Below are 23,383 nucleotides of genomic sequence, written 5' to 3' on the forward strand. Positions count from 1 at the left end.
GTATCGTTCCGCAGTCGTGTGTCTAGTATATGTGTTGAGAATGTGGATACATGATAAGCATTGCATGCAAAGTGGCTAAAAATATTCGCTGTCAGTGCAGTTGCAAGGTACTAATGAGCCTAAGTGCTTCAAGGAACGTTATTTATGTTAAACCAATCAGGTCGCTCTGATCATTCATACCTCACTTCTTCAAAGAGCGCTCAACGCTTAGTGACGGGTAAAGTCCTGCTCAGTATCGCTGTGGCCTCTATTCTTAGCAGTACGGCTGTTGCTGCGGAGGGTGATGAAATGGTGATGCAAGCAGCAGCGACTGAGCAGGAAGCAGTGCCTACGACTACACTAGACACGATTGTGGTACGAGCGGCCAGAGAGGAATTAGAACAAGCGGCGGGGTTATCTATCATTAGTGAAGAGGCCATCGAAAAAGCCTCACTTTCTAATGATATCTCAGAGATTGTACGCAAAATGCCAGGTGTGAATTTGTCAGGGTCATCGACTTCAGGCCAACGTGGTAACCAACGTCAAATTGATTTGCGTGGCATGGGTCCGAACAACACGCTTATCTTAATCGACGGTCGTCCTGTCACTTCTCGTAATTCCTCACGTCCTAGCCGTGGCAGCGAGCAAGACACGCGTGGTGACTCGCAGTGGGTGCCGCCAAGTGCGATTGAGAGCATCGAAGTATTGCGTGGTCCAGCAGCCGCTCGTTATGGATCTGGTAGTATGGGCGGTGTGGTAAATATCATCACCAAGCGTCCGACTGAAACAGAGTTTTCTGTTACTGGTCATTACGAGGCACCAGAAAACAATCTAGAAGGTAGCAGCTGGCGTACCAACGTCAATATGTCTGGTCCATTGACTGATAAGCTGTCCTCACGTACTACCCTTGGTTACCACGATAGTGAAGGGGACGATCCTTATATCAATGCTGAAGACGCACAGATTGTTGATGGGCGCAGTGGTCCGGCTGCCTCGGTCGCGGCAGGTACTGAAGGTGTCGAAAATATTGATGTGCGTCAGCTGTTTGAATACGCGATGGATGCGATGAATACGGTCGGTGTTGAGGTCAATTATAGCCGCCAAGAGAATCGCTGGGCAGGTGATTCATTGTTCCAAACCGTGAACCAAAATTTGTTAGATGAGTTAGAAGGTGAAACAACGAGCAAAATGCAGCGTTATGGTGCAGCGATTACACATCGCGGTGAGTATGATGACGCTAGTAGTAACAGCTTTGTAGAGTACACTCGGACAGTTAATGAGCGTTTGGGTGAAGGCAGTGCTGGACGTGGTGAAGGTCAAATTCAGATACCTGATGACGGAGAGGAGTTTGAGTGGACAGAAGCCACTTACGATACGTTGAATGCTAAATCAGAGTGGGATATCTATTTTGACCGTCATACCTTGACTGCTGGTGCTGAGTTCCGCGGTGAAAAGCTGGACAACCCTGTGGTATCTGATTTGGCATTTGCAGATGGTTTTGATTTTGGTGATGTAGAGACCGACCCTGAAAAGCGCGACCCGACATCAGATGCCTACCTCATTGGTGTTTATTTAGAAGACAACTACGAGATTACGCCCGATTGGTATATCACACCGGGCTTGCGTTTTGACTATCATAGTGAGGCGGGTAGTAACTGGTCACCTAGTATCAACAGCACTTGGTACTTTAGTCGTGATTGGTCAGTGAAGGGCGGTGTCAGTCGCGCATTTAAAGCGCCTTCGCTGTATCAGCTTGATCCAAATTATATTTACTATACTGGTGGTAATGGCTGCCCGTCTTGGGTACCTACTGACGAAAGAGGTTGTCATGTGCTGGGTAATCCTGACCTAGAAAATGAGACCTCGTGGAACAAAGAGATAACCTTTACTTATGATGATGGCACTGGGCTAAATGCTGGCTTGACTTACTACCATAACGCCTATGACAACCGTATCGGTGCTGGAGTTGACCGTGTGGCGGTAGATACGGCGACAGATCGCTCTATATTTTTATGGGAGAACCAAGGCGAAGCGATTATCGAAGGTCTAGAAGGGTTTGTCAAAGTCCCTGTTACCGATACAGTTTCATGGTCTTCTAACATAACAGGCATTCTCCGCTCAGAGCGCAAAGACAATGGTGAGCCATTATCATTGATTCCTAAATTTACTCTCAATACTGGTGTCGATTGGGACATTACGCCTCGCTGGAATGCTGACTTTGATGTGAGCTACTATGGCACGATTGAAGCGCCTGATATTTCGGTGACAACAGGGGATGAGCTTGATACGTTGTCGCTCGACCGTGATCCGTATGCCATTGCCAATATCGGTACTCGCTATGATCTGACAGACGGTATTACCGTTGGTGCTGGTGTCAAAAACTTATTTGATACGGGTGTTTATCGCGAAGGTACTAGTACCAATGCTGGTGCACGTACATTCAATGAGCCGGGTCGTACTTATGTGTTTGACGTTAGCGTTGACTTTTAATAGGTAGATACTGGGTTTGTTCGATTAAAAAAGGTCTGAGCTATTGGTTCAGACCTTTTGTGCTGTCAGTAACTTTTTTTAAGTGAGCATCTTTAAGTAATGCTCTTTAAGTGAGTCTTTTTAAACAAACTTCTTTTAATAACCATCACAATATAACAGCAGATTTATTTATGTCATTCAATCCTCGCCAAGCCTGCTTATGGATTCACCGTTATACGGGGCTTGCCATGGCAGCTTTTTTAATTATCGCCAGTATCACTGGTGCACTATTGGCATTTCATGACGAGCTCGATGATGTGTTCAATCATAAACTGGCGCAGGTTGATGCCCAAAATATACCACAACTGCCTATCGCTACACTTCATGATAGGGTTGTGAGTGCTTATCCGCAGCATACTTTTTCTAGTATGCCAACGTCGATAGCGATGGACAGGTCGGCAGTATTTTCGGTAGATAGAGCCCGAGGCAAGGCTGCCCAAAATCAACCAAAAGCACCGTTTCAAGAAGTGTATGTGAACCCCTATGACGGTAATATTATTGGAACCCGTGATAAAGACCAATGGGCATTGCACAATACCATGTGGAAAGTTTTTTGGTTGCACCGCGATTTATTGCTTGGCGATATCGGCAAATGGGTCTTGGGCATTGTCTCACTGGTCTGGACTATCAATTGCTTTATTGGTTTTTATTTAACCTTTCCGCGAGCGGTCAGGTCGAATAAAACAAAGCAAGCTTCTAACAAAAAGCGCGCCTCGCTTTTTAAACGTTGGCTACCTGCTTGGAAAATTCGCCGCAAAACCAATCTCTTTAAGCTCAGCTATGATTTGCACCATGCTTTTGGATTGTGGCTTTGGGGCATGTTATTTGCCATCGCATGGTCGAGTGTTGGCTTTAATTTACAGCAAGTCTATCGCCCTGTCATGCAAGCAGTGGTTGGGCTCGAAGGCAGAGGTGAAAAACAAGAAAAATCGAAAAAACCACGTGAAAAAGTTGGGCAGACTGCTAATGCAGACAGAGGTGCGAGGATTGGCGCTGCAAAGGGTGAGACTTTGGGTAACGAGGCTAGTAATGTTGATACTGTTGATGTCGTCAATAAAGCCAATAGCATTGCTTATCTCAGTGAGCATGCGGATATCGCTGCTAAAAGTAAGGGCATGAGAGTACAGCAGCTATTGGGCATACGCTGGGTAGAGGATGAAGGTCAATGGCAACTGCGTTTTAAAACAGATAGAGATATCGGTAAAAAAGGCGGCGCTTCGTCTATCACTGTCGATGCAAGGACGGGCAACATCGAGCGTGTAAATTTTGGCTATCAAAGCTCATCATTTGGCAGCAAAACTGATCAATGGCTATCGACATTACATATGGGGCATATTAGTCAAGGTATTGGCCATTTACTGTATCAAATATTTTTAGCATTGATAGGTTTGGCTGTGACCATATTGTCCATTACTGGTGTTTATCTATGGTGGAAAGGGCGTCAACAGCGCTTAAAAGCGTTGCAAAAGAGTAGGTAATATTGCCAGATTTCTAAGGTAAGCTTTTAATTCAGTAAATAGCTATCTACTGAATTAAAGGCGTGCCCTAGTTATCATTTTAATTGCAAAAATATGCTGTATGCTATCGAGACAGTAAAAATACAGAAAGAAAACGTCTCACCTAGCATGACCCATTTATGCCAACTATTATTTTCATCATAGTTCTTTGTGTAATCTACTGAAGAGATGTTTTGAGTAAAATCCATAGGAATAACCACCAATCTTAGAGCATATAAAGTTATTCCTAGCAAAAAAAAGTATTTGCTATCTCTTTATTTAAAGCATTAAAAATGAATAAGCAAAAGCTAATTACTAAAATTAATATAGATAGATTTCTATAGTTTATCCATCGATTATTCAATAAAGCTTTATGCATCGACAATTCCTTTTTCGTTTGCAAAGTTCTGTACTTAAACCGCATCGACAATCACTGGACGACCTTGATGGTTTAGCACGGTCACATCGACATTGTACAATTCTTTCATGGTCTCTTGCGTAATGACATCGACTGGCTGACCAACAGCCATCACTTGTCCTTCTTTCATCGTGACCACCATATCAGCGAATTGTGCGGCTTGATTGATATCATGTAAGACGATGACGACGGTCTTCTGCTGACTGTGGCTCAGCTCTCGTAGTTCACGCATCAGGCGGCCAGCGTGATACATGTCCAAATTATTCAGCGGCTCATCAAGCAATAGATAGGGCGTATCTTGGCAAACAATCATGGCAATCAATACGCGCTGGCGTTGACCACCGGACAATGTCGATAAGAAGCGGTCGGCCAATAGCTCCAGCTCAAATCGCTCGATAATTTCTAGCACCTTCTGCTGATCGTCAGCCGTCGGCTGCCCTTGATGATAAGGGTAGCGCCCAAACATCAGCAGCTCATGCACACGCAGTCGCCCTTGCACTTGATTGTCTTGGCCAAGCATGGCCACTGTCTTGGACAACGTCCGAGCATGACAACTGACAATATCATGCTCACCAAAACATACTTGCCCTGACTGAAGCGGTTGCAGGCGTGACATAACTGAAAACAAGGTGGATTTACCCGCCCCATTGGGGCCAATCAGGGCAATAATCTGTGCGCTTGGCAAGGACAGCGTAATGTCATGCAAGATTTTTTGCTTGCCAATGTGGTATGAGATATTATTTAGTTTAATCATAGTGCTTCTTGTCTTTATCTACGTTGTGTCGTAAAGATTAATAATAAGAATACCAAGCCGCCTGCCAGTTCAATCACGACTGATAACACACCTGCCATATCTAGCACTTGCTCAAAGATAGTCTGACCGAGTACCAAGCAAATCATAGCAACCAGACTGACCAATATCAGCCGTTCGCTGTGGTACATGTGACGGGCGATACGATTGGTCAATGCACATACCAATAAGCCAAAGAACGTCACAGGGCCGACTAGAGCAGTGGCAGTGGCGACTAATATGGCGATGACGGTCAATAGGCCAAATGCGAGACGTTGATAATGAATACCAAGGTTAATAGCTTGGGACTTACCGAGCATCAGCACATCGCACTGATAGCGCCAGCGCCATACAAATATCGCAGTAATAGCGCAAATAAATAGGCTAATGCCAAGCAACTGAGGATTGACCGTATTGAACTGTGCGTAGCTAGCAGACTGTACGACTACAAAATCATCAGGATTGATCAGCCGTGCAATGAGTGCAGACAAACTGCGAAATAACACGCCAAAGATAACGCCCACCAATATCAAGCGCGTCAAATCCTGATTGCTTTTAGAAAATAGTAGCTTAAATAATAATAAAGACGCACCAAACATCAAAACAATTTCAAGGGTGAATTTGGCGATAGGATCGAGACTGGTAAAACTTATTGCGCCCAAAAAGAAAACCAACAGGCTTTGTAGTAAGATATATAGCGAGTCAAAGCCCAACAGTGATGGCGTCAGGATAGGGTTGTGCGTTAAAGTCTGAAACAATAAGGTCGATACGCCAATCGCATAGCCAACCACCATTAATGCCAGCAGTTTTTTGCCACGTAATGGCAGGGCAAAATCCCAATGTCCATTGACGTTGAGTGTCAAAAATAAAGCCATCGAGATAAGTAGAATAATGGCTGCTATGGATTTTGGATGCTCAGCTATGAATGCCCAAAATTTTGCCAACTGACTCTGAATAGCAGAGGTGGAATATGGGCTGTCTGTTAGATATGAGCTATCTATCGCTGTGCTGGTTTTGGTAGCACCAGTCTTTGTTGAGGTAAGCTTAGTTGATGAGAACATACAAAAATCCTATGGTGCCAAGCTTATCTAATAAAGCAAAAAATGAACGACGGTAAATAAGTGCCGAAAGTGAATAAAGACCTTGCTACTACTCAGCTGGAGCACGCAATAACAGCCATAAAAATAGCACCGTACCAACCACGCCAAAGACAGTAGCGACCGGCACTTCAAATGGATAGCGGATAGAGCGACCAATGATATCGCAGAGTAGGACAGCGGATGCACCGAGTAATGCGACTGCTGGCAAGCTACGACGTAACTTATCTCCCATCAATCGGCTGACAATGTTGGGCACGACTAAACCGATGAAAGGAATCATCCCAACGGTGACAACGACAACCGCACTCATCATGGCTACCATACCCACACCAAGCCAGGTTACCTGCCGTTTACTAATACCTAAGTTCAGTGCGATATTATCGCCAAGTCCCACAATGGTGAGCTTATCAGCGATGATATAAGCCAACACACACAGACCTCCGGTCAGCCATAGCAGCTCATACCGACCTGCTAAGACGCCAGAAAAATCACCAAACTGCCAAACGCTGAGCATCTGCAATGACTCAGTTTGATAAGCGATAAAGGTTGTCACTGCTTCGATAATGCCACCAAAGACAATACCAATTAGTGGAATCATCAAAAAATCCGTCGGCGGAATACGATGAATCAGCAGCATAAATAGCATCATGCCAAAAACGGCAGCGATGGTCGCCACGCCCATTTTGAAAATGAGTGCACTAGCGGGAAATAGCAGACTGACTACCAGCAGACCAAGTGCAGCGCTCTGAGTTGCACCCACCATGGATGGCTCTACAAAGCGGTTTTTTAGCACCACTTGAATAATCATCCCAGCCACTGCCATCGAGATACCAGTCAAGATAATCGCAATAGTGCGGGGGAGTCGGCTGACTAAAAAAAGCGAGCTATCAGAGTTTGCGCTATGATTGATAAGGCTGTGTAGAAAACCAGACCATGAAAAGTCAGCCACACCAATCGATAAGCTCAATAACACCAAAAGCCCCATAATAATGAGGCTTGCTGTATTCATTAACCACGGTGGTATGACGGCACGTCGATGTTTAGGATTGAGACTGTTGCCAGTGCTTCTTTTCCAACTTGATGTTGCTGTTGGCAAAGAAGTATTAGCTTTAACGCTGGCATGAGCACGAGAGGAAAATAACGACATAACGTCTACTGGCTTATTAGTATTTGATTAAAAATATGGCTTGTATGGTCATCGCTTTTATTTCGCGTTAGCGAAGGCTGTCTTAATCGTCGTTAGATCCTGCATCCACTGATAATAACCGCCAAAGGCTAGGTAAGAATCTGGGCTAAGGTAAACCACTTGCTGCTTGCTCCATGCGTTGGTTTGCGCGACCAACGGATTGTCTAATACGGCTTTGGCACCAGCGCCATCTTCCCCAATGGCGGCACTGCGATCGATGACGAATAGCCAATCTGGATTGGTTTTTTGGATGTATTCAAACGAGATTGGCTGACCGTGGCGCGCGTCGGCGATTTGGTCATCTGCCATTGGAATATCAAGCACAGTATGGATAAAGCCATAGCGGGATTTGTCGCCGTAGGTAGACATTTTATTGCCATTGACCATGACCACTAGGCCAGTCCCGTTGTCTTTGGTGACGGCTTTGGTTTCTTCAATGAGCCCGTCGATATTGCCTTGCAGTTTGGCTGCTTGAGCGCTTTTACCGAACAATGCACCTAGATCATGCAAACGCTGCTTACTTGACTCATAGATATTTGCGGTATCAATCGTCATATCAAGCGTTGGCGCAATACTAGATAACGCATCATATTTTTCTGCCATACGTGAGCCGACCAAAATCGCTTGCGGCTGCATCGCATTTAATGCTTCAAGATCTGGCTCAAATACGGTGCCGACTGTCTTTGGTTCAGGCTGTGTCTTAGACTGTAAGTTGTCTAATTTTAGACCACTTGGCATGCCATCGACTGCCACATCTAACGCAGCCAAATCTTGCATCAACGTCATATCATAGACCACCAGCGGCGATGGATTCATCGCCAAATCAACAGTGCCTTTTACCGTGTCGACCGTTATTTTCTCAACAGAGACAGCATCATTATTGGCAACATTTAATGACTCATCAGCAGTTTGATTTTCAGTTTTAGCATCTGCAGGCTCAGAGTCGTTAGACTCAGGAGAGCTACAGCCTGCCACACTGACAGTCGCTACGAATGCGGTCATCATAGCAGTCAGTAAAGGACGTTTAAAAAAAGGGGCTGGAGAGCGGTTAGAAAGTAAAGCAATAGACATAAATAACTCGGTATATCAGCTGGTTGGACAACGTGTAAATAAAATGATTGGCCATATGAAAAGAAAAAGAGCTTATCTAGCGTGATGCTCCACGCTATACAATGCTCGACGGTATTACTTTAAAAGTCATGTTTTTTTATTGATTGTTTTTTACGCTTAAATATAGAGACGCTTATATTATTAAGATATGCCCTAATATCTTGAAAGTTTTTATATTATAAGATGGGCAATCAATCAGTGGCTATGATAAATTAATTGAGACTCATTATCAATACAAATGATAATGAGTTTTATTAACGTTTCTGTGTTTATTGATTTTGACTGCCTCAACACAACAAGTTTCGATAACGATATTCGAGATAGGATAGCCGAATGACTGAGCAGATTTTTCTTTCCAAATAAGGCAAATTATTGGTTCAGCATTTGCCTGATAAGCAAATCATTATAAATTTATTATTGATAATAGTTATCGTTTGCATTATTATCTACGCCATTCTACCTCGGTTAATTAATATTAGGGTGTTATGAGTTCAACGGATTTAGACGCGCCACCACTCAAATTGATACTCGCGGCTATTATTATAGTGGTGGGCTTGCACGTGCTGACAGCAGTCGCATTAGTGGCGATCAAGACCCCTGAGATAAAAGTTGAACCAGAAAAAGACACGCCACCTATCGAGATCAAGATGGTGACGTTACCGGCTGAAACGAAAGAGCCAGAGGTTGCGATAGATACTGCTGAGCCTGTAAAACCTATACAGCCACAGCCTAGGTCTGTCACTACCACTAAACCTGAAATAGTGAAAGAATCTCAGCCGCTAGCGAAGACTAAACCAGCTGTCAAACCAGTGGTAACATCAGAAAAGCCTAATTTGAAGCCTAAAACGAAGGCGCAACCTGATACAACCAAGGCTGTGGAAAACGAACCTTTTAAACATGAAGTAAAACGGCAAGAGTCGATATCAAAAGCTCAAGCAGATGCTTTAGCTGCTGATAACAACCGTAAGATATTGGCAGCACAAGCTGAAAAAGCCGCGCAAGAAGCCCAACAATTAGCCGATGCCAAGGCTGCCCGAGAGGCTCAAGCCGAAGCGGATGCCAAAAAAGCAGCAGAAGCAAAAGCGGCTAAAGCGGCCGCAGAAGCCGCTGCTCGTGCAAAAGCACAGGCCGCCGCCGCAAGTAATACTCCTGTGAACTTCACAGCGACCAATGCCAATTGGGCGTCACGACCGAATTTTAGTTTTCCGACTAGTGCGGCACGCAGAGCTAGGTCAGGTGATAAATTGACTGTCGTTTTAGTGTTGCGAGTAAATAAGCAGGGCGGGATTGATAATGTACGCGTTGCTCAATCTTCTGGTAATAGATTATTAGACCAAGCTGCACAAAAACAAGCTGACTCTGGCAAGTTTAAGCCCTTTACCGAAGCTGGTGTGCCAGTGGTAGGCAACGTGACCTTGCCGATTGAATATGTCGTTCCTTGACCATAAGCATTTTGACCCATTATTTATATATGGCACTAATGTCGTCGCTGTCATCTGCATAGAATTATTAGCTGCAGTGAGACTAGATAATAAAACAATACTCTAAGGAGTCTGACATGGACTTTATGCAATACTGGCAAATCAGCGACATGGTGACAAAAACTTTGTTCTTTTTGTTGCTTGCTTTATCTATACTTTCTTGGGTTACTGGCATTATTCGTGTGCTACAAAGCCGTAAATTGGCCGTCAATGTTGCAGATGATTTGAGTCAACAGATTCAGATAAAACAGGCCGAGATGATAGCCGCAGATACCTCTACTCGCCGTGTGGTTACTGAGCAGACCCTGCTCAAGCATATTGGTCGTTATCGCTTTGCCAGCGAGCGCGGATTGCCTATCCTTGGGACGACGGCAGCGATTGCGCCGTTTATTGGCTTGTTCGGGACGGTATGGGGTATTTTCCATGCACTGCATAATATTGGTATGAGTGGGCAAGCGGGCTTGGGACAAGTGGCAGGACCAGTTGGTGAGGCACTTATTATGACAGGTTTGGGGATTGCCGTGGCGATTCCAGCGGTGGTGTTTTATAACCTTGCAGTGCGTATTAACCGCCGTGTGATGTATCACGCCAACGATAGAGCGCATGACTTATTGGCACATTCTGCCGAGATGGTAGTCACACAGCAACCTTCAATAGACAGCAAGTCTACCGTTGCCCAAGATTCGTTGGCAAAAAGTATGCACTCAAACGCAGCAGATGCTCAGCAAGTGACGCATTATCAGAGTTCAGCCGCGTCGCAGCCTTAACAATTATCCATTGATGAAACAGTCCGTTAGGCGAGAGCCAAGCGAGCTGTATTGCGAATAACCAAATGTATTGAGAGTGATTATGGCATTTCAATTGGGCGATGATGATAGTCAAAGTATGAATGAGATGAACCTCATTCCGCTTATCGACATCATGCTGGTATTGATGATTATATTTCTATTGACGGCGACCGTCTTGAATCCGACGGTGCCATTAGAGTTACCGAAGACCAGTGCCGAGGTCAATGAAACACCGCCAGAGGCTATTCAAATCAGCATTGATAAAGACGCAGGGATATTTTGGGACAGCGATGCGATTAGCATGGAAGAGCTAGAGGCACGGTTACAACAGCAAGGTGCTGCGGGTAAAGACCCTTCTGTACAATTGCGTGCTGACAAAGACAGTAAGTATGACACTGTCGCTCAAGTGCTCGCCGCTGCCAGTCAGGCTGGTCTTAGTAAAATAGCTTTTGTTAACGAATAAAGTAATTTGCCGTGCCTAATACCGTGCTTATATTAAGAAGCTTATCAGTAAAATTAGTACGCTGAGCGATATAAAAATAACTAGGGTCTCGACATTATCGTCGGTTTACGCCTAGTTTGATGCGATTTTAGCGATCAGCAGTCCTAATATTTGAATGTTCAACAGACCCCAAGATAATAATAAGAATAATTAAAATAATAAACTTTTTTCAACCTCGCTAGGGTAACCTTGCGAGGTTTCCTTTAATGCAAGACTCATTTGTCACAATATTTCGTTTAATTATCGTTATCTTGATTTCGATATGGTTTTTTGAAGGGATAAGAAGCTTCATATGGTTAGCAAGGATGACGATGTTTAGCAAAATTTAGCCATTTTAAGACCACTAAATATATAAATGTGCTAATTGATGACACGCCCTATATTACCAACCATAGACAAACGGACTATAACCATAACGACCAGCAGGTCCGTAGGCAAATGGATAGGGCGTGCGTAGGTAATCAAGATCACGCTGGCGAATATAATAGTAGCGTCCTTGAGAGTAAGCTTCTTCCAACTTCTCGATGCCCTCAAGGGGACAGACAGGCTGCCAGTCATAGCCTTCGCGACCAATTTTATAAGCATTAAGCTCAGTACAGTAGGTCTTCAGACCTTGCTGTCGACCTTGTTCCCATTGAATGCGGTTGGGGCTAGCACCGCCGACGCTGGCGCATTGATTGGTATATTGACCAAAGTATGCGCCCGAGCGTCCACGGATGCCATCTGCGTAGCCGACTTCTTGCCAATTGCTGCTTTGGCACTGCTGCGGTGTGAGACTTTGGGTCGTGGCACAGCCTGACAGGGTGAATAATGCGGCGCTCATCAGCGAAAAGACGATACTGGTTTTACTCATGAATTTATTCGTCAGTTTGCTGGCTAAAAGAGCGGTTGATGAGTTTGACTCAATAAGATAATTCATAATAAACCTGCGCGCGTCTAAAATTATGGTTTATCATAGCACTTTTTGCTGCGTACAACTTTTTGTATCTTGTTATTAAACTTATTTTTTTTGCGTACTAACTGATTGATATGCCAGTATAAATAGTAGGACTGCTGGGTGAAATGCATTTGCCAATTAAATGGCAATAACCTGATTATCGACTAATCCCTTTATGAGCCCTGCTTGATTTTTTATGGTTCGTGCTTATTATAAGGACGGGTATGACAAATCACTGGTCAGTCCGTTACTTGTTAATAGGTTTTATGATAGATCAGGTCAAATGTATCGCCTCAGCAGTATTTTAATTCAGCTAAAGGTCAGGTTGTTATGGGAATATGGATTGTCATCGCCATTGTACTATTTGTACTAGGGAGTATGATGGCGCTCAAACCGAGCGGTATCGATCAGCGCTTGGATCATTTACGCATGACCGCCCGTCGCTTACAGTTGAACCCAAAACTAATCGCTTGTCCGGATTGGATCAGGGGCAAAGACAATGAATATGGTCGCGGGATGCTTGGTCAGTATGGCTTGGTGCTAGATAATGTCAAACTGCCGCTAACCCGTTATCAGGTCATCGATGGATGCTGGCGACCAGACAGCAATGCAAACAGCAACGCAAATCCTGCAGACAAAAATGCGAGTGGCAATAGTAATGGCAATACGCCACCTCAAACTAATTTTAGCTTGGATAAAGTGCCGCTAGCATTGCCAGCCAGTATTGAGCCGTTTGTAAAAGCCTTGTTAATCAAGTCCAATAGCATTGTTATTTACTGGGAAGATATCGCCTATGTGCGCCCAGTGACAAATCCTAATTATCAGCAAAAAATGATTGAGGCAGACTTACTAGTACTAAAAGCACAGCTTGAAGCGTGGGCGTTACAGATGCAAAAAAATCACAAGAACTAGTAAATCGTTTTTTAGTCTCCATTAATGAGCAATAGGCAAGCAGTTTTGCGATGCCCCAGTTATTTACAGTTGACAGCTCAGCGCCTAGCAGTGTAACGTCTTTGTATCTTTATTGCTGTTTTATGACTCGTATTGGCGTCGTTGCTTGCTTTATACCTTTTTATATCGGCAGCTATTATTACAATAAATCGTTGATCTATGATGATCAGCTTCCATAAATTGCCGTGCTGCTGAATTTAACCTTACTTTTAAACTACTTATATTATGGTGTCGTCAAATATGGCAAAAACCACAACTAAAAAAAGTCCAGCTCCTGTCTCTGACAGCTCCAAAGGTAAGTCTTTGGTGATTGTCGAGTCACCAGCCAAGGCAAAAACGATCAATAAATACCTCGGCAATGACTTCGTTGTTCGCTCGAGTATCGGACACGTACGCGATTTACCCGTCGGTGCGAGTAAAAGCGCGAAGAAGCCAGCGACTAGCAAAAAAGATGACAGTCTGAGCAAGGAAGAAAAAGCGCAGCAAGCATTGGTACGTCGCATGGGTATCGACCCTGAACATGACTGGGCAGCAGTGTATGAAGTACTGCCAAACAAAACCAAAGTCATTAAAGAGCTCAAAGCCTTAGCCAAAGACGCTGACAAAATCTATCTGGCAACGGATATGGATAGAGAAGGGGAAGCTATCGCTTGGCATCTCAAAGAAGTCATCGGTGGCGCTGATAGCAAGTATGAGCGCGTGGTCTTTAACGAGATTACCAAAACCGCCATTCAAAATGCCTTTAAGCAACCCTCCAAACTCGATATCGACCGCGTCAACGCCCAGCAAGCACGCCGCTTTTTGGATCGCGTCGTTGGCTTTATGATATCGCCATTATTGTGGCAAAAGGTTGCACGCGGTCTGTCAGCAGGGCGTGTACAGTCGGTCGCCATGCGTTTGGTGGTCGAGCGTGAGCATGAAATTCGCGCCTTTATCCCAGAAGAGTACTGGCAGATTCATGCTGATACTCACGTCGCCAGCAGTAAAAAAGACGCTGAACAAATTGCCATTCGTCTAGAGGCAACCAAGCAAGGTGGCAAAACGCTAAAGCTCGTCAATAAAGAGCAGACGGATAAAGTCTTAGAAGTGCTGAACGCCAACGACTTTATCGTCAAAGAGCGTGAAGAAAAGCCAACACAATCACGTCCGAGTGCGCCATTTATTACCTCTACATTGCAACAAGCAGCCAGTACGCGATTGGGATTTTCGGTTAAGAAAACCATGATTTTGGCGCAGCGTTTATACGAAGCTGGTCATATTACCTATATGCGTACCGACTCGACCTTTTTATCTGGCGATGCACTTGCTGCTGTTCGTGGCTATATCGAAGACAGCTATGGCGCGAAGTATGTACCAGAAAAGCCTAACTTCTACGGTAATAAGCAAGGCGCACAAGAGGCGCATGAGGCGATTCGTCCGTCTAATGTCAATATGAAATCCACACAGCTTAAAGGCGTTGAACGTGATGCGATACGTCTGTATGAGCTGATTTGGCGTCAGTTTGTCGCCTGCCAAATGCTGCCAGCAAAGTATCTGTCAGTGAACTTGTTTGTTGGCGCTGATGATGTCGAGCTAAAAGCGCGTGGTCGTACGCTAGTATTTGACGGCTATACCAAAGTCATGCCGCCGGCGAAGACCGATGATACCTTGTTACCTGATGTCAAAAAAGGCGATAAGTTAACGCTAGACAAGCTTGATCCAAGCCAACACTTTACCAAGCCTGCACCGCGCTATACCGAGGCAAGCTTAGTCAAAGAGCTTGAGAAAAAAGGCATCGGTCGTCCATCGACTTATGCTTCTATTATCTCGACCATTCAAGATCGCGGTTATGTGAAGCTTGAGAACAAGCGTTTATTTGCCGAAAAAATGGGCGATATCGTTACTGACAGACTGACGGCAAGTTTCCCAGATTTGATGGATTATACCTTTACCGCCGCGCTTGAAGACAAGCTTGATCATGTGGCAGAAGGCGATACAGACTGGAAAGATGTCCTCGATAATTTTTACGGGGACTTCAAAACCACGCTCGATCGTGCCAAAGAAAAAGATGGTATGCGTCCAAATGATCCCACCGATGTACCAGACGTCCACTGCGATATTTGCGATCGTCCGATGCAGTTACGTACAGGTTCTACGGGTGTCTTCCTAGGCTGTACGGGTTATAACTTGCCGCCGAAAGAGCGCTGTAAAGGCACCAAGAACTTAATGCCAGTCGAAGCTTTTGCCAATCTTGATGATGCTGAAGGTGAAGAGGACGAAGCAGCCGAAGTCAAAGATTTGATGGAGAAAAAACGCTGCCCGAAATGTGGCACCGCAATGAACGGCTACATCGTCGATGGTGGTCTTAAGCTACACATTTGCGGTAACAACCCTGACTGCGACGGCTATATTTTAGAAGAAGGTAAATTCGAAGTACCGGGTTCGGATGCACCGACCATCGATTGTAATAAATGTGATGGGCAGATGGAGCTGAAGACGGGACGTTTTGGTCCATACTTCGCTTGTCAAAAATGTGACAACACTCGTAAAGTACTAAAAACAGGCGAAGCAGCACCACCGCGCATGGATCCTATTCACTTGCCAGAGCTAAAATCGGTCAAGCATGAGGATTACTTCATTTTGCGTGAAGGCGCAGCTGGGATGTTCTTGGCAGCATCTAAGTTCCCGAAAGTAAGGGAGACACGTGCACCTAAGCTCGCTGAGCTAAGAGAAATCAAAGACAAAATGGAAGACAAGTTCCAATATCTCTTTGAAGGTCCAGACGAAGATCCTGAAGGTAATGCAACGATTCTACGTTGGTCACGTAAGAAAAAAGAGCAATATATTGGCTCTGAGAAAAACGGCAAAGCCACCCGTTGGGGTGTGTACTGGCGTAAAGGCGAGTGGGTAGAAGAGTAATCCTTTTTTACCTTTGGGCTTTGTACCTCCATCTTGCCATCGTAATATTTTAAGTCATAAAAAAACCTCTTAGATTATCTAAGAGGTTTTTTTTATGCTGTCAATAAACTCTAAATGTCATTAGTTCTTTTCGATGATACCACAAGCGATACGGTCGCCTGCATTACCTGCTGGCTGACTAGTATAGTCATCAGTACCACCATGAACGATAAAGGCTAGGCGATTAACGCTGTATTTACCTGCTTCTGTTGCCGCGATTTTTTTGTTCACATAATTAATAGTAGCAACACCACTTTCATTTGCCGTTAGGTTTGGCAAATCACCTGCATGACCATTCATATCATCAGGATTAGAATGTGGCTTGTTGTCCGGATTAAAGTGACCACCTGCCGCTTTACCCATAACATCACAGCTACCAGTTTCATGAATATGTAGGGCAACAGTCTGACCCGGTGTCAGGTTCATTAGCTTACCGTAGACCTGTACACCACCATCGACTGGGCGTAAGAAAACTTGTCCAACTTCCGTTTTATTCGCGTCTGTTGTTTTAAGCGCTGATTTCAACACAGGTTGATTCAGTGGATTGCCAGTCTTTAATTGACCTTCTGTACTTTGGCAACCAGTCATAGCTAGAGCAGAACCACATAATAGAGCGCTTGCAAGAATTACTTTTTTCATCGTCTTCTCCGTTTATTTAAATAGTCTTTCAAATGTTTATATTTATAATCGTTACTGGTTTTGTTACAACATATCGTTGATATCGCAATCAGTATAGCTAAGGACTTGTCATAGATATTCATTAAAAGCGCAACAATCGGTTAATAAATGTAAGTATAGTATGGGTTTGAAAAGTAGAAAAAGTCATAAATTCACTCTATAGTCAAAATACCCCAGAAACGCTACGATACTGCTGGTATCAATTTTTTGTAGTCTCTGTCTGCACAGGCACAGCAAGCAAGAAAAATTGATATCAGCAGTGCGTGATGTATCGATATTACTTTTCACTGACTGTAGAAAAATGTAGATGCTGACATTTACTTGGTCGATAAATTTTTTAGTCGCAAAAAAGCCGCCCATCATAGTGATGAGCGGCTCTTTAATTTGTAAGACTGGATTAGTAAATAATCAGATTAGTTATGTAGCGCTTTGCTTGAGGTTTTATCAACCGTCACTTTAGCAGGTTTAAGCGGCACTGGCATACTCACCAACGCAACTTTTAATATCTCATCAATCGTTGCGACTGGCTGAATAGTCAGGCCTTCTTTGACGTTATCAGGGATATCGGCCAAATCACGCTCATTGGTCGCTGGAATCAACACATGCTTGATACCACCGCGATGTGCCGCGAGTAGCTTCTCTTTGAGACCACCGATACGTAGAATTTTTCCTCGTAAAGTGATTTCACCTGTCATCGCAATATCTGGACGAATGGCAATACCTGTTAACGCAGAGACCAGTGCTGTTGTCAGTGCACCACCAGCTGATGGGCCATCTTTTGGCGTAGCGCCTTCAGGCATATGCACGTGGACATCCGTGGTTTTGAACGTCTCGTAATCAATCCCTAAGCTGTCACCGCGAGCACGAACCACACTCATGGCGGCACGAATCGACTCTTTCATGACATCGCCAAGTGAACCCGTAAAGCTAAGCTCGCCTTTGCCTTTCATGGCGACTGCTTCGATAGTGAGCAACTCACCACCGACTTGCGTCCATGCTAGACCAGTGATACGACCAATCTCAGGCTCTTCTTCAGCCAGACCATAATCATATTGATGGACACCAAGATAGTCATCGATGTTTTTGTCATCAACCACGATTAGCTCACGCTCTGCTTTTTTCGGAGCACGCGCGCCATGGCTTTCAACCGAGCCGCGAACAACTTTGCGGCAGATTTTATTCACTTCACGCTCAAGGTTACGGACACCTGCTTCACGTGTGTAGCTACGAACGATACTGTGCAGCGCCGCTTCGACGATCTCAATCTCGCCTTCTTTGAGACCGTTATTCTTAATCGCTTTTGGCACCAGATACTTCTGTGCGATATTTACTTTTTCTTCTTCGGTATAACCCGGTAAGCGGATAACTTCCATCCGATCAAGGAGCGCTGCTGGAATATCCATGCTGTTTGCCGTACAGATAAACATCACTTGCGACAAGTCTAAGTCCATATCTAAATAATGGTCGTTAAACGTATCGTTCTGTGAGGGATCTAACACTTCAAGCAATGCTGATGCTGGATCACCGCGGAAGTCCTGCGCCATCTTATCGATTTCATCCAATAAGAACAGCGGATTTTTGACTTCTACCTTGGCCAGTGATTGAACGATTTTACCCGGCATCGCACCGATATAGGTACGGCGATGACCACGAATCTCTGCTTCATCACGCACGCCGCCAAGTGCCATACGCACAAACTTACGACCAGTAGCACGCGCAATCGACTCACCTAGTGAGGTTTTACCGACACCTGGAGGACCAACGAGACATAGAATCGGGCCACGGAGTTTTTTCACACGTGATTGCACGGCGAGATATTCTAAGATGCGGTCTTTTACATCTTGCAGGCCATAATGGTCTTCGTCTAATACGGTTTTGGCTTTGTCTAAATTGATCGAAACTTTGGTCGTCGCATTCCACGGCGTGTCCAAGATCCATTCGATATAGTTGCGTACGACTGACGATTCACTCGATGCAGGCGGCATCATTTTGAGCTTTTTAAACTCTTGCTCCGCTTTTTTGCGGACATCTTCTGGCAGGTCAGCATCTTCTAAACGCTGCTCAAGTTCAGCGACATCATCATCACCATCGAACGCGCCGTCATTCATATCTGACAGCTCATTTTTGATGGCTTTCATTTTTTCGTTTAAGAAGTACTCGCGCTGATTCTCTTCCATTTGCTGACGGACAGCTTCTTGGATATCTTGTTCGATATTTTGCTCAGCACTTTGTTTGACCAAGTATTCAGTCAAGGTATTGATGTGCGTTTTGATATCGTCTTTTTCTAAGAACGACTGCTTGATATCAAGATCCATCGACACACGAGTTGAGATGAAGTACACCAACTCAAGTAAGTCGTCGATGCGTTTCGCCACACGTGTTAGCTCACGCGCATTACGCAGACGCGCATCAGCATAGCTTTCAAATAGCGTGGTCAGCGCTTGAATGGTGTTTTTTTGCTGGCTTTCATCCATACTGACATCGAGGTCAGCACGTTCAAATTTCGCCATCAATAACGTGTCGTGATCTTCTATATTGTCAACGCGCGCACGATACTGACCTTCGATCAATACCTTGATGCAATTTTCATCGCTATCATGTGGCATAGTGCTGACGATGCGGCATACCGTGCCGTATTGATATAAGTTATCTTGATCAATGTCTTCGGTCAGTGAGTCTTTTTGAGCGACTACCAGTACTTTATTGCCATACTCAGCCTGTGCCAATTCAACGGCTTTAACCGATGGTGCACGACCTACGAACAAGGCAATTTGCATATGTGGGTAGACGACCACATCACGCAGTGCCAATAACGGTAGGTAGGTGTCGTCTTCAACGCTGTCTTTAGCATCGTCGTCTTCACTGGTACTGTTTTCACTATCGTCATCTTTGGCAGTGGTTTCAGTATTGTCAGACGCTGTCTCTAACTCGCTTTCTGACGCATGACTAGACAAGGTGTCTGGCTGGTTATCATCAGCAACAGTAGATGAAACGTCGACATCTATGTCGATATTGTCTTGGGCTATTTTATGTTCACTCATATATTTTTCCTCGTTCACCAGACTTGTAAAGTCAAGTTCGTGGTTCATGTTTAGATAAATGGTGCTCCCAGATAAAATTGCAAGGCTTGTACTCAAACTCACCTGCTTAACTGTGCAAAATATTTATATCTAACTGAATATAGATCGGCATACGGTTATGAGCTTTATGCGTTGCTGGTGATAATCAGTATATCGGAAGTAACCATACAAGAATCATAGAAAGCAGTCATAACAGATGCTTATAGATCACTTATAAATAGCATCTATCAAATATCTATTGGGGTCTTCGCATAGGTTTTATAGGCAAAATAAGGTAAACTGTCGCGCGTCTTAAACGGTGTGTTTTAGAGTAAAGCGCTTTAGAGACACATTCGAGAAAAAGCGTTTTTAAGACGATGGCGATATCCATACATTATGAGATATCAATAAGTTTAAATTGAACCAAAGCAAATAGAATACGAGGCAACACATGGCAATCAATGCGGTACTGCTGGCAGTCATCATCATGTTGGGGCTGTCACTTGCGCGAGTGCACGTGGTGCTCAGTTTATTAATTGGTGCGCTGGCTGGTGGATTAATAGCGGGTCTTGGTATTACTGATACGCTCAATGCGTTTCAAGAAGGTATCCGTAATGGTGCACAAATTGCACTGTCATATGCGTTACTTGGAGCGTTTGCGGTCGCCATTGCTCATTCGGGCTTGCCGCAATCACTAGCAGGATCGGTCATCAAGCGCATTGATGCAGGTGGCACCAGCGGCATGATTAAGTACATGCTGTTTGCAGGCTTGATTACCATGAGCTGCTTTAGCCAAAACTTAATCCCTATTCATATTGCCTTTATTCCGCTACTTGTACCGCCATTATTGTTAGCATTTAATCGAATGCATATTGATAGACGTCTGATCGCTTGTCTGTTGACCTTTGGTTTGGTCACCACCTATATGTTTATCCCATATGGCTTTGGTGATATCTACCTCAATCAAATCATGCTAAAAAACGTCGGTGAGGCGGGCATTGATATCGCTAATATCTCTGTGGTCAAGGCCATGGCGATTCCCGCACTGGGGATGCTAATTGGTTTGCTGGTTGCCGTATTTATCAGTTACCGTAAGCCACGCGCATATCAGCAGATTGCGATAGATCAGCGAGCGCATGATGCCGTAGTAGAAGGCGACGCATTAAGCAAAACTGCGGCTGGTGCACAGTCGCAAAGCAAACTAAAAACGCTGGTTGCACTAGCTGCCATCGTGACTGCTTTTGTCGTACAGCTCTATACCGATTCGCTATTGCTTGGCTCAATGTTTGGCTTTGGTGTCTTTATGGCCACAGGCGTGGTCAAGTGGCGTGATGCTGATGGCGTCTTTAATGACGGTATCAAATTGATGGCGATGATTGGCTTTATTATGATTACTGCGCAGGGTTTTGCAGAAGTCATGAAAGCGACGGGTGAGATTACGCCACTGATTGATGGGGCAACCAACTTGTTTGCGGGTAACAAGGCCATTGCCGCTTTTGTTATGCTTGGCATTGGTTTGGTCGTAACGATGGGTATCGGCTCGTCGTTCTCAACCATTCCGATTATCGCTGCGATTTATGTGCCGCTCTGTATCTCTTTAGGTTTTTCGCCATTGGCAACCGTGGCTATTATCGGTACGGCTGGCGCGCTGGGTGATGCGGGTTCGCCTGCGTCAGACTCAACGTTGGGGCCAACCTCTGGTTTGAATATCGATGGACAACATGACCATATCAAAGACAGTGTGGTGCCAACCTTTATTCACTATAATATTCCGTTATTGATATTTGGTTGGATTGCGGCGATGGTGCTGTAGTAAATGATTTAAACTCTTATAATAGATATGAAAAAGGCGAGTGATTTTATAATCATTAGCCTGTTTTAGTTTGGTTGTTAGTTAGCACAAGTTGGATATTTAAGTCATTTTTAAATACCGGGTACTATGCCATTAAATTGATTTTCTACCAAAAAATCGCTGCAAAAGAAACAAGCAAGCCTTACAAAAGCAAATAACTAAAAACAGTAGAAATGATAAAAAGCTCCACGCAATCATCCAGCCCAGTGGCGCTGGTGCATGTATAATCATCATACCGAAGAAAAGTAAAAATAACGTGGTAACAATCAGCATGGTGAAAAACTTCCATCGGCTACGCATATATATATCGATAGTAACGAGAAAGCTTAAGTGAAAAATCATCGCAACCACCAATATTATGACGAGCTCCATAGCATATGAGTGCGGCTCAGGAGCATCAAGCATCTCTAGCGCATAAGGATTTGGCTCAAAACCTGAAGTAATAATAAGACCGACAAACAGAGCCCATACACTAGCGAAAACTATTCGTAGTGGCTTGGCTTTAAAGTAGCCAGTGACTGTCTTTATGGTGATTTTTTTTGTGCTCATGTGTCATACCTGATCATCAAAATCTCTAATCTCACCATTCAAACTACTCAAAAACTCATCACTTTGCGCCAGTAATTCATTTAAGCGTTTCTCGTTAATTACCGCTGATAACTCATCAGTACTAAAAGCCTGTTCTTGACTGTAGTAACGTAGCTCTCTAGCGTCCTCATTGCCTAATGTCTGCAAATACTCATCCACATTATCAGCGCTAGAATTAGCGTCCATTGCTTGCTTATCGTCTTTCATTAAAACCACCTTATGCCGCTTGGCGTAATTAAGCCATCTAATGGCACATCCCACGGTTGGCGCTCTAATTGCTCAACCACTTGAAAGTCATAACACCAGCCAATTTTTAATGGCTTTTTAGCGCCCGACCGATAGCTTTTGCCAAGCGTCGTATCATAAAAGCCGCCACCCATACCCATACGATTGCCGTGTTTATCGACCGCGACTAACGGACAGATAATCACGTCTAATTCTATCGCCCATAACAGAGCACGGCTATGATTTTGTTTCATGCCGAGTTGATGAATGCGAGTAGGGATATTTACCAATTTTGAATGATAAACAGGCACAAAGCGTAGACGTTTATCATCACTGCCATTACTGGTATGCCCAAGCGAGCCGGCGACTGGTAAATAAGGAAAATAGCCTAAGCGTTGACACCAGTCAAGTAGTGGCTGAGTGGGTAGCTCGCCAAAGCCATCATAATATAAGCCAATACGTGCGTTTTTTGGTAATCGCTGCTGTAACTTCGTCAAATGCATACTCGCTGCTTGTCCCATATTCCTACGCGCGCCATCACTTAACTGTCGACGCTGGCGAGTAAAGTGTCGTCTGGGCGGGTTGCTAACTGCCGATTCCTCTGACGCTGAGATTTTTGGTTCAGGATGCATAGTTATACTATCCGATAATTTATTAAGTTGATGGTGACTGGTGCTTTTAGACGTTAGCGATGGCTATTTGTGAATATTCAACACGTCCTAGTCATGCTATCATAACGCCACTTTACATCGTATTCTCCTTTATGTGCAGCAGGTG

The 23,383-nt window shown here is 44.4% G+C and carries 18 protein-coding genes; 8 read left to right on the forward strand and 10 right to left on the reverse strand.

The window, feature by feature from the left end; genetic code table 11:
• The first annotated feature begins 144 nt into the window (after positions 1-144).
• Together JMY08_RS06405 and JMY08_RS06410 are read left to right on the forward strand one after the other, a co-directional pair.
• Entirely contained in the window at positions 145-2,469 is a 2,325-nt protein-coding gene (locus JMY08_RS06405; RefSeq protein ID WP_201592375.1) for a FepA family TonB-dependent siderophore receptor, read from the forward strand.
• A 170-nt stretch (positions 2,470-2,639) separates the two neighbouring features.
• Complete coding sequence (locus tag JMY08_RS06410; RefSeq protein WP_201592383.1) at positions 2,640-3,986, forward strand: PepSY-associated TM helix domain-containing protein; 1,347 nt, start codon at positions 2,640-2,642, stop codon at positions 3,984-3,986.
• 431 nt (positions 3,987-4,417) lie between these two features.
• Here the strand turns inward: JMY08_RS06410 and JMY08_RS06415 are convergent, their stop codons facing one another.
• From JMY08_RS06415 to JMY08_RS06430, 4 genes are all read right to left on the reverse strand, one after another.
• Positions 4,418-5,176 carry an ABC transporter ATP-binding protein gene (locus JMY08_RS06415; RefSeq protein WP_201592388.1) on the reverse strand — a complete coding sequence of 253 codons (759 nt, stop codon included), beginning with the start codon at positions 5,174-5,176 and terminating at the stop codon, positions 4,418-4,420.
• Positions 5,177-5,190: 14 nt separating this feature from the next.
• The gene (locus JMY08_RS06420) at positions 5,191-6,273 is read right to left on the reverse strand and encodes an iron chelate uptake ABC transporter family permease subunit (protein WP_201592391.1); all 1,083 of its coding nucleotides are present in this window, start codon (positions 6,271-6,273) and stop codon (positions 5,191-5,193) included.
• An 88-nt stretch (positions 6,274-6,361) separates the two neighbouring features.
• Positions 6,362-7,321: an iron chelate uptake ABC transporter family permease subunit gene (locus tag JMY08_RS06425; RefSeq protein ID WP_227679617.1), complete on the reverse strand. Its 960-nt coding sequence runs from the start codon at positions 7,319-7,321 to the stop codon at positions 6,362-6,364.
• Between the two features lie 195 nt (positions 7,322-7,516).
• Positions 7,517-8,569 carry a siderophore ABC transporter substrate-binding protein gene (locus tag JMY08_RS06430; RefSeq protein ID WP_201592397.1) on the reverse strand — a complete coding sequence of 351 codons (1,053 nt, stop codon included), beginning with the start codon at positions 8,567-8,569 and terminating at the stop codon, positions 7,517-7,519.
• A gap of 524 nt (positions 8,570-9,093) precedes the next feature.
• Between JMY08_RS06430 and JMY08_RS06435 the strand changes: the two genes are divergently transcribed.
• From JMY08_RS06435 to JMY08_RS06445, 3 genes are all read left to right on the forward strand, one after another.
• Complete coding sequence (locus JMY08_RS06435; protein ID WP_201592398.1) at positions 9,094-10,050, forward strand: energy transducer TonB; 957 nt, start codon at positions 9,094-9,096, stop codon at positions 10,048-10,050.
• 116 nt (positions 10,051-10,166) lie between these two features.
• Positions 10,167-10,856 carry a MotA/TolQ/ExbB proton channel family protein gene (locus JMY08_RS06440; RefSeq protein WP_201592401.1) on the forward strand — a complete coding sequence of 230 codons (690 nt, stop codon included), beginning with the start codon at positions 10,167-10,169 and terminating at the stop codon, positions 10,854-10,856.
• A gap of 82 nt (positions 10,857-10,938) precedes the next feature.
• Positions 10,939-11,340 (forward strand): ExbD/TolR family protein, encoded by a 402-nt coding sequence (locus JMY08_RS06445; protein WP_010196272.1) that lies wholly within the window; start codon positions 10,939-10,941, stop codon positions 11,338-11,340.
• 421 nt (positions 11,341-11,761) lie between these two features.
• Here JMY08_RS06445 and JMY08_RS06450 read toward each other — a convergent pair whose 3' ends face one another.
• Complete coding sequence (locus JMY08_RS06450; RefSeq protein ID WP_081501561.1) at positions 11,762-12,232, reverse strand: DUF2799 domain-containing protein; 471 nt, start codon at positions 12,230-12,232, stop codon at positions 11,762-11,764.
• A gap of 414 nt (positions 12,233-12,646) precedes the next feature.
• Between JMY08_RS06450 and JMY08_RS06455 the strand changes: the two genes are divergently transcribed.
• The gene (locus JMY08_RS06455; RefSeq protein ID WP_201592403.1) at positions 12,647-13,228 is read left to right on the forward strand and encodes a hypothetical protein; all 582 of its coding nucleotides are present in this window, start codon (positions 12,647-12,649) and stop codon (positions 13,226-13,228) included.
• A gap of 279 nt (positions 13,229-13,507) precedes the next feature.
• Positions 13,508-16,165 (forward strand): type I DNA topoisomerase, encoded by a 2,658-nt coding sequence (topA, locus tag JMY08_RS06460; RefSeq protein WP_010196278.1) that lies wholly within the window; start codon positions 13,508-13,510, stop codon positions 16,163-16,165.
• A gap of 120 nt (positions 16,166-16,285) precedes the next feature.
• Here the strand turns inward: topA and JMY08_RS06465 are convergent, their stop codons facing one another.
• Positions 16,286-16,843 (reverse strand): superoxide dismutase family protein, encoded by a 558-nt coding sequence (locus JMY08_RS06465; protein WP_201592405.1) that lies wholly within the window; start codon positions 16,841-16,843, stop codon positions 16,286-16,288.
• Positions 16,844-17,295: 452 nt separating this feature from the next.
• A complete protein-coding gene (gene lon / locus JMY08_RS06470; protein ID WP_201592406.1) occupies positions 17,296-19,923 on the reverse strand; it encodes an endopeptidase La in 2,628 nt (875 codons plus the stop codon).
• A 469-nt stretch (positions 19,924-20,392) separates the two neighbouring features.
• Between lon and JMY08_RS06475 the strand changes: the two genes are divergently transcribed.
• A complete protein-coding gene (locus tag JMY08_RS06475; protein WP_201592407.1) occupies positions 20,393-21,754 on the forward strand; it encodes a Na+/H+ antiporter family protein in 1,362 nt (453 codons plus the stop codon).
• 132 nt (positions 21,755-21,886) lie between these two features.
• On the opposite strand, the gene JMY08_RS06480 is transcribed toward JMY08_RS06475, so the two are convergent.
• From JMY08_RS06480 to JMY08_RS06490, 3 genes are read right to left on the reverse strand one after another with little or no spacing between them, the layout of a single operon-like run.
• Positions 21,887-22,342, reverse strand: coding sequence for a hypothetical protein (locus JMY08_RS06480; RefSeq protein ID WP_201592408.1), 456 nt, complete (start codon positions 22,340-22,342; stop codon positions 21,887-21,889).
• A gap of 3 nt (positions 22,343-22,345) precedes the next feature.
• Positions 22,346-22,588 carry a hypothetical protein gene (locus JMY08_RS06485; protein ID WP_189580053.1) on the reverse strand — a complete coding sequence of 81 codons (243 nt, stop codon included), beginning with the start codon at positions 22,586-22,588 and terminating at the stop codon, positions 22,346-22,348.
• On the reverse strand, positions 22,588-23,238 hold the full coding sequence (locus tag JMY08_RS06490) for a 5-formyltetrahydrofolate cyclo-ligase (protein WP_201592409.1): 651 nt from the start codon (positions 23,236-23,238) through the stop codon (positions 22,588-22,590). The genes JMY08_RS06485 and JMY08_RS06490 overlap by 1 nt, the downstream gene beginning before the upstream one ends.
• Positions 23,239-23,383: the final 145 nt, after the last annotated feature.

It is taken from the genome of Psychrobacter sp. Pi2-51 (assembly GCF_904846665.1).
Classification (GTDB): domain Bacteria; phylum Pseudomonadota; class Gammaproteobacteria; order Pseudomonadales; family Moraxellaceae; genus Psychrobacter; species Psychrobacter glaciei.